The organism is Pedobacter sp. SYSU D00535 (genome assembly GCF_017355855.1).
Classification (GTDB): Bacteria; Bacteroidota; Bacteroidia; order Sphingobacteriales; family Sphingobacteriaceae; genus Desertivirga.
On sequence record NZ_JAFEWD010000002.1, the window covers coordinates 615,975 to 628,549 of the forward strand.

At 44.8% G+C, this 12,575-nt stretch carries 14 protein-coding genes; 11 read left to right on the forward strand and 3 right to left on the reverse strand.

Annotated features, from left to right (window positions below; translation table 11 throughout):
* The first annotated feature begins 3 nt into the window (after nt 1–3).
* A complete protein-coding gene (locus tag J4N23_RS07330) occupies nt 4–885 on the forward strand; it encodes a TIGR02757 family protein (RefSeq protein WP_207426369.1) in 882 nt (293 codons plus the stop codon).
* A 39-nt stretch (nt 886–924) separates the two neighbouring features.
* On the opposite strand, the gene mscL is transcribed toward J4N23_RS07330, so the two are convergent.
* Together mscL and ruvB are read right to left on the reverse strand one after the other, a co-directional pair.
* Nucleotides 925–1,350, reverse strand: a complete 426-nt coding sequence (gene mscL, locus J4N23_RS07335) for a large-conductance mechanosensitive channel protein MscL (RefSeq protein WP_207426370.1) — start codon at nt 1,348–1,350, stop codon at nt 925–927.
* Between the two features lie 37 nt (nt 1,351–1,387).
* Nucleotides 1,388–2,410, reverse strand: coding sequence for a Holliday junction branch migration DNA helicase RuvB (gene ruvB / locus J4N23_RS07340; protein ID WP_207426441.1), 1,023 nt, complete (start codon nt 2,408–2,410; stop codon nt 1,388–1,390).
* Nucleotides 2,411–2,541: 131 nt separating this feature from the next.
* On the opposite strand from ruvB, the gene J4N23_RS07345 reads away from it, so the two are divergent.
* The 7 genes from J4N23_RS07345 (at nt 2,542) to J4N23_RS07375 (ending at nt 8,842) form a co-directional block, all read left to right on the forward strand.
* A complete protein-coding gene (locus tag J4N23_RS07345; protein WP_207426371.1) occupies nt 2,542–3,516 on the forward strand; it encodes a cation diffusion facilitator family transporter in 975 nt (324 codons plus the stop codon).
* 87 nt (nt 3,517–3,603) lie between these two features.
* The gene (locus J4N23_RS07350; RefSeq protein WP_207426372.1) at nt 3,604–4,056 is read left to right on the forward strand and encodes an NUDIX domain-containing protein; all 453 of its coding nucleotides are present in this window, start codon (nt 3,604–3,606) and stop codon (nt 4,054–4,056) included.
* Entirely contained in the window at nt 4,038–5,312 is a 1,275-nt protein-coding gene (gene bioA / locus J4N23_RS07355; RefSeq protein ID WP_207426373.1) for an adenosylmethionine--8-amino-7-oxononanoate transaminase, read from the forward strand. The genes J4N23_RS07350 and bioA overlap by 19 nt, the downstream gene beginning before the upstream one ends.
* Before the next feature lie 7 nt (nt 5,313–5,319).
* On the forward strand, nt 5,320–6,021 hold the full coding sequence (locus J4N23_RS07360) for a lysoplasmalogenase family protein (RefSeq protein ID WP_207426374.1): 702 nt from the start codon (nt 5,320–5,322) through the stop codon (nt 6,019–6,021).
* Nucleotides 6,022–6,027: 6 nt separating this feature from the next.
* A complete protein-coding gene (locus tag J4N23_RS07365; RefSeq protein WP_207426375.1) occupies nt 6,028–6,996 on the forward strand; it encodes an EamA family transporter in 969 nt (322 codons plus the stop codon).
* Between the two features lie 17 nt (nt 6,997–7,013).
* A complete protein-coding gene (locus J4N23_RS07370; RefSeq protein WP_207426376.1) occupies nt 7,014–8,171 on the forward strand; it encodes an MFS transporter in 1,158 nt (385 codons plus the stop codon).
* Nucleotides 8,172–8,266: 95 nt separating this feature from the next.
* On the forward strand, nt 8,267–8,842 hold the full coding sequence (locus tag J4N23_RS07375; protein ID WP_207426377.1) for a hypothetical protein: 576 nt from the start codon (nt 8,267–8,269) through the stop codon (nt 8,840–8,842).
* Nucleotides 8,843–9,014: 172 nt separating this feature from the next.
* On the opposite strand, the gene recR is transcribed toward J4N23_RS07375, so the two are convergent.
* On the reverse strand, nt 9,015–9,632 hold the full coding sequence (gene recR / locus J4N23_RS07380; protein WP_207426378.1) for a recombination mediator RecR: 618 nt from the start codon (nt 9,630–9,632) through the stop codon (nt 9,015–9,017).
* 75 nt (nt 9,633–9,707) lie between these two features.
* Here recR and J4N23_RS07385 point away from each other — a divergent pair, with 75 nt between their 5' ends.
* The 3 genes from J4N23_RS07385 (at nt 9,708) to J4N23_RS07395 (ending at nt 12,548) form a co-directional block, all read left to right on the forward strand.
* Entirely contained in the window at nt 9,708–11,186 is a 1,479-nt protein-coding gene (locus J4N23_RS07385; protein ID WP_207426379.1) for a sodium:solute symporter, read from the forward strand.
* A gap of 21 nt (nt 11,187–11,207) precedes the next feature.
* The gene (locus J4N23_RS07390) at nt 11,208–11,912 is read left to right on the forward strand and encodes a TIGR00730 family Rossman fold protein (RefSeq protein WP_207426380.1); all 705 of its coding nucleotides are present in this window, start codon (nt 11,208–11,210) and stop codon (nt 11,910–11,912) included.
* A gap of 327 nt (nt 11,913–12,239) precedes the next feature.
* A complete protein-coding gene (locus J4N23_RS07395; RefSeq protein ID WP_207426381.1) occupies nt 12,240–12,548 on the forward strand; it encodes a hypothetical protein in 309 nt (102 codons plus the stop codon).
* Nucleotides 12,549–12,575: the final 27 nt, after the last annotated feature.

Sequence of the window (12,575 nt, forward strand, 5' to 3'; positions counted from 1 at the left end):
GAAATGGTTGAGAACTTGAAGGCATTTCTGGATCACAAAGTAGAGCAGTACAATGCACCTGATTTTATTCCCAATGACCCGGTGGTTATCCCACATCAGTTTAAGCTGAAACAGGATATCGAGATCATGGGTTTTTTTGCTGCGGTGCTGGCCTGGGGGCAGCGGAAGACCATTATTAGTAAATGCAAAGAACTGGCTGAGCGGATGGATAATGCTCCCTTCGAATTTGTAAAAAATCACAGGGAGGAAGATCTGAAGGCACTGCTTGGATTTAAGCACCGGACCTTCAATGACACCGACCTGCTTTACTTTATTCACTTCTTCAAGCATCACTTCGATAAATTCGATTCGCTCGAAGATGCTTTTCTTCCTTCCCGGACTGGACCCGAGAGAACACAGATCTACAGAGAAGAGTTTATCGAAGATGTTCCTTTAATTGAGGAGGAAATAAGCCTTAGCTCTTCAGTTTGTTATACGTCAGCTCTTCAAGTAAAAGAGGAGCGAATTGAACAGGTGCTAAACCATTTTCGTGCCTACTTTTTTAGTCTTCCCGACTTCCCCAGGCGTACCATCAAACATGTTAGTTCACCTTCGCAGAAATCTACCTGTAAGCGCCTGAATATGTTTTTAAGATGGATGGTACGGAAGGATAACAAAGGTGTAGACTTCGGAATATGGAACAGGATTAGTCCAGCCCAACTCATATGCCCTTGCGATCTCCATGTGGAGAGAGTGGCGAGAAAGCTAAATTTGATTACGCGTAAACAGGTAGACTGGCAAACTGCTATCGAGCTTACCAGACATCTTCGAACCTTTGATCCTCTAGATCCCGTCAAGTACGACTTTGCCCTGTTCGGGCTGGGTATTGAGGAAAAGTTCTACTAGTGGTGCTGATCATCGTAGCCGGCATTCTTTCCAGCTGCACTACTGCTGACGATTCCTTAATGAGTCTCTAATTTCTGTCAGCAGTATCTGTTCCTTCGTAAGCACGTCAGGGGCAGGGTGGGCAGGCTGCTCTTGTTCTTTCTTTTTCAAGCGGTTCATTAGTTTAACAACGGTAAAAACTGCCAGAGCGACAATTAGAAAGTCGATCAGATTCTGGATAAAGTTTCCATAGTTGAGGGTTACCGCTTCTATCTTTCGCCCGTCCTCAATAGAGGGACCCTTCATGACCCACTTCAAGTCAGAAAAGTCGACGCCCCCGATGATCATACCAAGTGGAGGCATAAACACATCCTCAACTAAGGAGCTAACCACCCGGCCAAAAGCTGCGCCTATTATTAAACCGATAGCGATGTCTACAAGGTTCCCTTTTAAAGCGAACTCTTTAAATTCTTTTACGATTCCCATACTGCATAAAGTTGGAAGCCAGGGAATTTGTTTGCTGCTAGAATAGGGTTTGGGTGCCTCCCGGGCGTAGTTTTCCTAAATGCCGGTATGCAAGGTCTGTCACTTCTCTACCGCGGGAAGTGCGCATTAGAAATCCTTCCTGAATTAAAAAAGGCTCATACACTTCTTCAATTGTTCCCTCGTCTTCACCAACAGCTGTCGCGATGGTTTTCAGTCCAACCGGACCACCTTTGAACTTGTCAATGATGGCAGACAGGATTCGGTTATCCATCTCATCCAGCCCATGTTCGTCGACGTTCAATGCGTTTAAGGCGTATTGAGCAATAGCTGTATCGATACTTCCATTGCCTTTTATCTGGGCAAAATCGCGTGTGCGACGAAGTAGTGCATTTGCAATACGGGGAGTGCCGCGGCTTCGTCTGGCAATCTCATAAGCACCTTCGTCCGAAATCGGCGTTTTTAAGATGGATGCAGACCGTAGGACAATAGTAGTCAGTAATTTAGCGTCGTAATACTGAAGTCGGGCGTTAATTCCAAAACGGGCTCTCAAAGGAGCAGTTAACAGCCCGGATCGGGTAGTTGCACCAACCAGTGTAAAGGGACTTAGGGAGATTTGAACTGAACGGGCATTCGGTCCCGTCTCCAGCATAATATCAATTTTGAAATCTTCCATCGCTGAATAGAGGTACTCCTCCACCAGCGGACTCAGACGATGTATTTCATCAATAAAAAGAATATCTCCCTCTTCCAGGTTGGTGAGCAATCCGGCCAGATCACCCGGTTTATCCAATACTGGTCCCGAAGTGATTTTGATGTTAACGCCCATCTCATTGGCAATAATGTGAGATAAGGTAGTTTTTCCTAAACCTGGAGGGCCATGTAGCAATACATGGTCAAGCGCTTCGCCTCTCAGCTTGGCGGCTTGCACGAATATTCTTAAGTTTTCGAGAATCTTATGCTGCCCCGTAAAATCTTCAAAGGCCTGTGGGCGCAGTACCTTTTCTATCTCACGCTCCGAGGAGGATAACCTTTCAGCACTAGGGTCAAGATGTTCATTCAGCATGCAGCTAAAATAGGGAAAATTATCTATTCACTGATCACTGGCACTGTTGTAGAAATTGTGGCTAATATCTTTCCTAAACATAAATCTTTCAAATATGTACTTTAACTTTGCAAGCCTTTTTAAGCATTTTGAAAGAGCAAAAAAGAATTATTCTATTAGCCCTGTTCGTCAGCATTCTGCTAATGCTGGTCAAATTCGTGGCCTTTTTTATCACCTCATCCAACGCCATCTTAACAGACGCCGCGGAGAGTATTGTAAATGTACTGGCTAGTGCCTTTGCATTTTACAGTATTTATCTCTCTGCCCAGCCGCGAGATCTTAACCATCCCTACGGCCATGGAAAAGTGGAATTCTTCTCCATGTTCGTAGAAGGTATCCTCATTCTTATCGCCGGCATCCTGATTATTTTTAAGTCAGCTTATAACTTGTTTTATCCGGCTCCTGTAGACGATCTGTTCGATGGTACCCTTATCATTGCCGCTACAGGCATAATCAATTTCGGCCTTGGCTATTATCTCATCGACCAATCCAAAAGGTTAAATTCCGTTACGCTTTTCGCGGATGGAAAGCATCTGCAAACGGATGCCTACAGTAGTGCGGGTCTCGTCGCAGGCCTCCTAATCATCTACTTTACCAATAATTACTACCTGGATAGTATTCTTTCAGTAGTGATGGGAATCTATATTATCTACAATGGATATAAGTTGGTACGTCGATCCGTTGGTGGTTTAATGGATGAATCAGACCTGGAAAAGGTGAAGGAGATTGTAGCGATCTTGAATGAGAACCGCCGCCCGAGCTGGATTGATATTCATAACCTCAGAACTCAGAGCTACGGACATGAACTGCACATCGACTGCCATGTTACGCTGCCCTATTATTTTGAGTTAAACAAAGTGCACGACGAAATCTCAGAACTGGACACCCTGATAAATCAAAAAGGCGCAGTCCGAACCGAGTTTTTTATTCATACCGATCCTTGCTTGCCTCAGTGCTGCCACTATTGCCGCATGCCCAAGTGTCCGGTACGGAATGAAGTACAATTAAAGGATATTACCTGGACAGTCGAAAACGTTACACGGAATCACAAACACTATCAATAAATCGGTTAAAAGCTTGTTTCAAGACATTCGTCTTACAAACTTCAAATCCAAATTTTGCACTTTTGCCCCGTAACGACTGCAATTGCAATGTATTTATTCAATGTCAGAGTTTATGGTTTGCTGATCAATGAAAACGATCAGATCCTTATCAGCGACGAGGAGGAGTACGGATTCAGGTTTAGTAAATTCCCTGGCGGTGGATTGGAATATGGAGAAGGCCTGATAGAAGGCTTGAAAAGAGAGTTTGTAGAGGAGTGTGAGGTGGAAGTTGAGGTGCTGGAACATTTCTATACTACTGATTTCTTTTGTAAATCGGCTTTCAACGATAGCCAGATTATCAGTGTTTACTATCTCGTCAAACCCGTCAACGAGCTGAAGCTGAAATTTAAGGATGTGATTTTTGACTTCGACTCAGAAGGTGATATAAGGCAAGCTTTTCGATGGAGGAGGATCGACGAACTTGAAGTGGCAGATGTGACCTTTCCAACAGATCAGCGAGTTGTAGAATTATTGAAAGAGAAATGGCAGAAAAAAGCTTAACAGAGAGAGATAAAGCCATTATTTGGCATCCCTATACACAAATGCAAACGGCGCCTGATCCGATCGCGATAGTTCGGGGTGAGGGAGCCTACTTGATAGATGATAGCGGAAAAAAGTACATTGACGCAGTTTCTTCCTGGTGGGTCAATTTGCACGGACACTCACATCCTTACATTGCCGAGCGGGTTTCGACGCAGCTAAAGACGCTGGAACACGCCATCTTTGCCGGCTTTACCCATCCTCCTGCTGTGGAACTGGCTGAAGGTCTTCTTCAAATTTTACCCAAAGGCCAATCAAAGATTTTTTATTCAGATAACGGATCTACTGCAGTAGAGGTAGCGCTCAAAATGTGTTTCCAATATTGGAGCAACAGGGGGGAAGCGCGTAAAAAAGTGCTGGCTTTCAAGAACTCTTATCACGGAGACACCTTTGGGGCAATGGCAGTTAGTGCAAGAAGCGCCTTCACGGCTCCGTTTGAAAGCTTCCTTTTTGATGTGATCTACATTGATACGCCAGATGAGACTAATCTTGTCCGTTTGAAGGAGGAGATAGCTACTTCCGCTGAGGAGATTTCAGCCTTCATCTACGAGCCCCTTGTGCAGGGCTCTGGTGGGATGTTGATGTATGAGGCAAGCCACCTGGATGAGCTTTTAGCTTTCTGCAAAGAGAACAGAATCTTCGCCATCGCGGATGAGGTGATGACAGGCTTCGGCCGCACGGGAAGGCTGTTTGCTTCTGAATATATGAGCAATCAGCCGGATCTCGTTTGCTTATCGAAAGGTTTAACTGGCGGTACTATGGCGCTCGGGGTTACTTCCTGTACGGTTGAAATTTTCAAGGCGTTTCTCTCGGACGACAAGCTGAAGACGCTATTTCATGGTCATTCGTTTACTGCCAATCCGATAGCATGTGCAGCTGCATTAGCCAGCTTAGATCTCACTTTACGCCCCGAAACTATGCAGTCAATTCAGCGTATTGCTGACCGCCATCGCCACTTCGCTGAGAAGTTAAGGGGGAATAAAAAGTTGAGGTCTATTCGGCAAACGGGTACCATTATCGCTTTTGAGTGGGAAACCAATGCTGATACATCTTATTTCAATATGCTGAGAGATCAGCTTTACGCATATTTTCTTGCCGACGGTATTATTCTGCGGCCCCTGGGTAATATCCTTTACATCTTGCCACCGTACTGTATAAGCGACGAAGATTTAAGTTTTATCTATTCGAAAATCGAACAAGCACTGGAATTATTTTAGGAGGGCGATGATGCTGAAAAGACATCAGGTATTCAATATCTGCTACCTGTTTATTGGTATTGCGAATCTGTATGCCGTTTATACTGATCTCTTTTTTTTGCAGTTGGTGGCTATGCCATTGATTGGAAGCTCCCTGGTGATCTACTTTCTGATTAAAAGCAAGATTCGTGGTAGCTTTAATCTCAAAATTCTCCTGGGCTTACTGCTAGCTATGGGCGGAGACGTTCAGCTCTTATTCTCTAATGGACGGGGGTACTTGTTTATGTCCGCTCTTATCTCCACGCAGTTAGGCTACCTCCTCTACCTCGGGGCTTTTGTGGAAGATCTGCGATTTAAGTCGATGCAGCGTAACCAGTTTGGCGTAGCCTCCGCTTTTATTTTTATATCCTTGGCGGCCAGTTATTTTCTTTTTGCCAAAGAATATCTTGGAGAGTATGAGCAGGCCGCTCTGCTCCACTTATTTGTACTGGCGCTGTTACCAATACTTGCGTCCTTTCGTATTAAAAGAAATTCTTATAGCTTCGGCGCTCTGTTTACGGCATCGGCTTGTTTTGTTATTTCTGATTACGCGATTGGCTACAGTACGTTTATCAAGTATAACAGGGCACTGGTGCTGGTTTACCTCACCTTTTATCTGCTGGCTCAGTACTTGCTGGTGATGGGCTCGATCGATAGAGACGCACAGGAAAGCTCGAAACTTATTTATTGATTTAACATGACGAACACAAAGTCTGCCTCTCCGCTTATGGTTATTCTGGCGTTTGCCACGGTTTATATCGTCTGGGGATCGACCTATTTTTTTATTCAAAAAGCTATCCATGGATTTCCTCCATTTATGCTCGGTGCACTTAGGTTTTCCGCCTCTGGCTTCATAATGCTGGCTTGGTGCGCAATGGTGAAGGAGAAGATCTTCAACCGCTCGCAAGTAAAACCCGCCGTTATCAGCGGACTTATGTTGCTGTTTGTAGGGAATGGTGCTGTGATCTGGGTAGAACAATATCTTCCAAGTGCGCTGGTTGCTATTCTTGTTTCCTCTGCTCCCTTATGGTTTGTGTTGCTGGATAAGCCTAAGTGGAAGGAAAACTTAAACAGCCGTTCTACCATCTTCGGACTGCTGGTTGGTTTTGCAGGTGTCATCGTTCTTTTCTATGAGAATATCTTCGATGCCTTTTCAGCCACGGGTAATGCTCGGGAAATAGGAGGGATGGCCCTGCTTATTGTAGGTGCGGTTTCCTGGGCGGGAGGCTCCCTCTATTCAAAGTATAAGTCAACCGGCTCTGCTGGGGTGAATTCTGCCTGGCAGATGGTGTCGGCGGCTGTAGCGTTCTTTATTTGTAGCTTCTTGAGAAATGAGGCCGCTGGTTTTGAATGGGCAGCGGTGCCACTTGAGGCCTGGTGGTCTTTGATCTACCTGGTGGTCTTTGGGTCTATTGCCGGTTATAGCGCTTATGTTTGGCTGCTGGAAGTAAGGCCGGCGACACAGGTCAGCACCTATGCCTACGTCAACCCTGTGGTTGCAGTGTTGCTTGGCGTGTTCTTTGCCAACGAAAGTATTACTTTTCTCCAGGTGCTTGGGCTCATTATCATTTTACTTAGCGTGCTGATGATCAATCTCGCAAAGCATAGGAGAGAGATGATAAATCGAAAGACCGAAGCGAGCAGGGTTATCGAAGAGAATATTTAGCGGATTGATAAATTTTTATGTCTACCCAATCTATCTACACGTTACCATTTGCGCTACTCTGTTTAAGCTCCCTGTTGTTTTCAGCTAGCTTCAATATGCTCATCCCCGAGCTGCCGGCTTACATTAGCAGTCTGGGCGGAGCAGAACATAAGGGGCTTATTATTGCCCTGTTTACCATTACGGCTGGTATTTCCAGGCCTTTCAGTGGTAAACTGACCGATACCGTAGGGCGGGTTCCTATCATGGCAGTTGGATCAATCGTCTGCTTCGTATGCGGGTTTTTATATCCTGTTTTAAGCAGCGTTTCCGGCTTTCTTTTTCTGCGCTTGTTGCATGGATTCTCTACCGGGTTTAAACCTACCGCCACCTCTGCTTACATTGCTGATATCATACCTTCCAGCCGCTGGGGGGAAGCTATGGGTATCCATGGACTTTGTTTTAGCACCGGCATGGCGATCGGGCCAGCAATAGGAAGTGCGATTACTGCTAATTACTCCATCAATGCTCTTTTTTACAGCTCCTCGATCTTCGCATTACTTTCTATTTTGATTGTAATGAATATGAAAGAGACCGTGAAAAACAAACAGCGGTTCAGTGCATCGCTTCTAAAAATAGCGCCTTCAGAAGTGATCGAAACTCGTGTTCTTCCTTCAGCCTGGGTTACCTTGCTTTCCTATTTTAGCTATGGGGCAATGCTCACGGTTGTCCCGGACTGGGGCGAGCATCTGGGTATCACCAACAAAGGCCTTTTCTTTATGACCTTTACTATAGCCTCTGTAGCCATCCGTTTTGTTGCAGGAAAAGCTTCTGATAATTACGGCAGAGTAGGTGTGCTGAAAATTTCTCTGCTGATGCTTACAGTGGCACTTGTCCTGGTTGGAATGGCCGAAACTGTATTCGGATTCTTAGCTGCTTCGGTTGTTTATGGCCTGGCCACGGGACTTTTATCACCCGCCAACAATGCCTGGACGGCAGATCTAAGCCACCCGGACCATCGGGGCAAGGCCGTAGCTACTATGTACATTGCACTCGAAGCTGGCATCGGCTTAGGAGCATTTCTCGCGGGCTTATTTTTTCAAGACGAAATAAGCAGAGTTCCTGTGATATTTTATGCGTCGGCGGGCGTTGCCTTTCTGGCTTTCCTGTACTTGCTACTTAGAACAGAAAATAGCTAAAGCTGGTAAGTTGGGAAAGTTGTCACTTTAGCGGAAGCAATGTAGCGTTTCAATAGTGTTTTTTCGTACGGGTATTAAACTAGCCTAAAACGAATATGAGAGCCATCGCATTTTTTTCTGGCCTTTTACTGGCCTTATCTGGCTGCACTGAAAATACTGCGCTGCCGGAGGATGTAGATTCAGGTGCTAATCAAATACTGCTTCTTCAAATAGATTTCACAACCCAGGAGTTTGAAGGCGGCCTTGTTCAGAATGTAAGTGCACCTAATAATTCCTCAGACAGTATTCCTGTAAAGGTGGTGTATCAACCGCCCGGAGATTTCGGTAACCTGGCAATGTATTACAAGCCTTCGGATAAATTATTGTTCGACGGGGGCGTGTTTTGGATGGGGAAGGGAACCTTGAAATTTCCGAATAACCTGAACTCGGCTTCTGAATTTGCAGAGCAAGAAGCTACAGTACCTTTACCGGATCCTTCACGTTTCCAAATATTGCACTATGAACCCCAGCAACCGATCAATTATGAGTTGGTTTGGAGCAGCGTGAAGAAATTAAAAGTAACATCAGAATACCTTGCTGCCGGTAAAAAAGTAGGTCTGTTTCTGTACACTCCAAGTGTAGGTTTAGGTGATCCTAAAGACTGGGACTGGTATATCATGCTGTATAAATAGCTACACTTAGATCTAAAACCTACCGGCCAAAAATAGGCGAGCAAAGTGCTGGCGTTCTAGAATAAACCCGATTGTAACGGAAAGCCCGAAGCGGGCCGGGCTCAGAGCAGGGGCGGACTTGTAGTGGAAAGCGGGACCAGACGTGGATCAGCGGAATACAAGTCGCTTCCAATTATTTCAAAAGCGAATTCTCATAAGGCACACGTGTGGCAATAGAGCGCCCAAGTGTGATCTCATCGGCATATTCAATTTCTCCTCCGAATGCAATTCCACGGGCAATGGTTGAAATTTTCACCGGAAGGTCTTTTAATTTCTTGTACACATAGAAAATAGTTGTGTCTCCCTCCATAGTGGCGTTGAGAGCAAGAATCACTTCTGAAATTTCAGCGTTTTTTACGCGCTCTACCAGGGGCTCGATGTTCAAATCAGACGGGCCGATACCGTCCATTGGAGAAATTAGGCCTCCAAGAACGTGGTAGACGCCATTATACTGATTAGTGTTTTCGATCGCCATTACGTCACGGGTATCTTCCACCACACAAACCAGCTCCTTGTTTCGTTTGTTGTTAGCACAAATTTCGCACACGCTGGTATCTGAAATGTTTCTGCAAACCTGGCAAAAGCGGATGTCTCTTTTGAGCTTAGTTAAAGCTTCACTGAAGCGCTCCACGTCGTTGGCGGGCTGATTGAGCAGGTGCAGCACCAGCCGAAGAGCCGTTTTTTGTCCTACCCCGGGAAGCTTTGAAAATTCATTTACAGCATTTTCCAGTAAACGTGAGGAAAAGTTCATTTTGCAAAGGTATTAAATTAGGATTATACCATTTAAATATGTGTAATCCATATATTAGGACTCTAAAACGAATCTATGTCGCCAATAGTACTGCTGTCATTTATCATCGGATACTTTATTATGTTGATTGGGGTGGCGTTTATAACCTCAAGAAATTCAACCGATAATTCTTCCTTTTTTATAGCGAATCGCAACTCGAAGTGGTACCTGGTGGCTTTTGGTATGATTGGTACGGCCTTGTCTGGTGTTACCTTTATTTCTGTTCCAGGGGCGGTAGGCAACAGCAGCTTTGGCTATTTTCAGTTTGTTCTCGGTAACGCGGTCGGCTTTGTGCTGATTGCTACCGTGTTGCTGCCACTGTACTACCGCATGAACCTGGTTTCTATCTACACCTATCTGGAGAAGCGGCTTGGCTTTTGGAGCTACAAATCAGGAGCAATGATCTTCCTGATATCCCGAACGATCGGCTCGGCTTTTCGCCTGTATCTGGTAGCGATTGTTTTGCAGCGCTTTATCTTTGATGCCTGGGGTGTTCCTTTTGCGGTAACTATCCTGATCTGCCTTGCCCTGATTTGGCTGTACACGTATCGCGGAGGACTGAAGACTATTATCATTACTGATACACTTCAAACGGTTTTTCTGCTGTCTTCAGTAATTCTTTCTATTTATTTTATTTCAGATAGTCTTGGCTTCAGCATTGCTGAAACTTTTGAAGCGGTGAAAAACAGTTCTTATTCAAAAATCTTTTTCTGGGATGACTTTGCCGGCAGCAAAGCGCACTTTGTAAAGCAGTTTCTGGGCGGGATTTTTGTGACCATAGCGATGACAGGACTGGATCAGGACCTTATGCAAAAGAACCTTAGCTGTAAGAATATTGGAGAGGCGCAAAAAAACATGCTCACCTTTACGGGTATTTTTGTTGTAATCAATCTGTTTTTCCTAAGCGTTGGGGCCCTTCTGTATATGTATGCCGCGGAACACGGTATCAACGTTGCTTCCTTCAGAACACCGGATCATCTGTTCCCTGAAATTGCTTTAAATCACTTGAACATTGTTCCGGCAGTAATTTTCATGCTTGGATTAACCGCCGCCACCTTTGCAACCACAGACTCGGCATTAACCGCTTTAACTACCTCATTTTGTGTCGACTTTCTGAACTTCGATAAAGAGAAAGATCAGAACGCTGCCCACTTGGTGCGAACCAGACATCTGGTGCATATCGCTTTTTCCTTCTTGATGCTGCTGGTGATCTTAGGCTTTCGCCTGATCAATAACGATTCTGTTGTGAATGCGATTTTTAAGGCAGCGGGATATACCTACGGACCTTTGCTTGGCTTATTTGCTTTTGGTATGCTTACATCACGTGCGGTTGCAGACAAGCTTGTGCCTCTTTTTTGTGTGATCTCTCCAGCGCTGATCTTTCTTTTAGATAGCAACTCAGTGAATTGGTTCGGCTACGCTATTGGTTTCGAACTCATTATTTACAATGGCTTTATTACCTTTTTGCTCCTTTTGTTTACCAGTAAACACTCGCTTACCACAAACAAATATTAATTAATCTATTTATTAGTAGATATGACAAGTGATGAAAAAATAAGAAGTGCCTTTGATAATAAGGATTGGCACGAAATAAAAGTAACCGACTCCTGGCAGATATTTAAAATAATGGCCGAGTTTGTTGATGGCTTTGAAAAGCTAGCTAAAATTGGGCCGTGCGTGTCTATTTTCGGTTCTGCCCGTACACCTACAGACAATAAGTACTACAAATTAGCTGAAGATATTGCCCGTCTACTGACGGAGCGAGGATACGGCGTGATTTCTGGAGGTGGGCCCGGAATTATGGAGGCTGCCAATAAAGGCGCGTACGAGGCAGGAGGGAAGTCGGTGGGCTTAAACATTGAATTGCCTTTTGAGCAGTTTCACAATAAATATATTGACCGCGATAAGTTGCTGGAGTTCGACTATTTCTTTGTGAGGAAAGTGATGTTTATGAAGTACTCTCAGGGTTTTATTGTACTTCCCGGAGGTTTCGGAACGATGGACGAGATGTTCGAAGCAATCACCCTGATCCAGACAGGAAAGATTGCGCGGTTTCCAATTGTGCTGGTAGGATCCGAGTATTGGGGAGGCCTGCTGGACTGGGTGGAGAACCATATGTTGGACGCAAAGAACATCAGCCCGGAAGATTTGAATCTTTACCGTTTGGTTGACACTGCTGAGGAAGCAGCCGAACATATCTTCCGCTTCTATGACAAGTACGTTTTGAAGCCAAACTTCTAACGAAAGTAATATCACTCAGCCCGGCAACTGGCCTATCCGGCTGAGTGACTTCTCAATTCTATCGGCTTAAGAATACCAGAAACTGGGTATTGGTTCCTTCCTGCTTTTTCATCAGATTTGTATTCTGCTTTGCAGAAATGGAATTCTTACTGTTCGTCCTTTTGGTGATAGTTCAAGCGTCCGTTATTAAGATATCTCCCTTGACCATATCACCTGGAAGGGCCGTTCAGGCCCTTTTGTGCTTTCTGGCTTTTGCTGTATTGAAACTCCTCAATTTAAATTTCTATTACCGCCTTAACAAAGCAATTGCGTGTACGTTATTTACACATGATTTTAATTCAAATACTACTTCCGCTGTATAATGCAGAGAAAGAAGTTTTTTCAAACGAACTTTTTATAAGTGTACGAAATCAGCTGACGGAGAAATTTGGTGGCATAACAGTATACAGCAGATCTCCCGCAAGAGGCTTGTGGAAAGCCGAGGAAGATACTACGGTAAAAGACGACATCATCATTTACGAAGTGATGGCAGAAGACTTAGATCGGGTGTGGTGGGCCACTTACAAGAAGGAGTTAGAACTGGCATTTCAGCAAGATCTGATTCTGATAAGGTTCTGGGAACTTGGAGTGCTGTGACATGAAAAAAGGGAGCCAGAGCTCCCT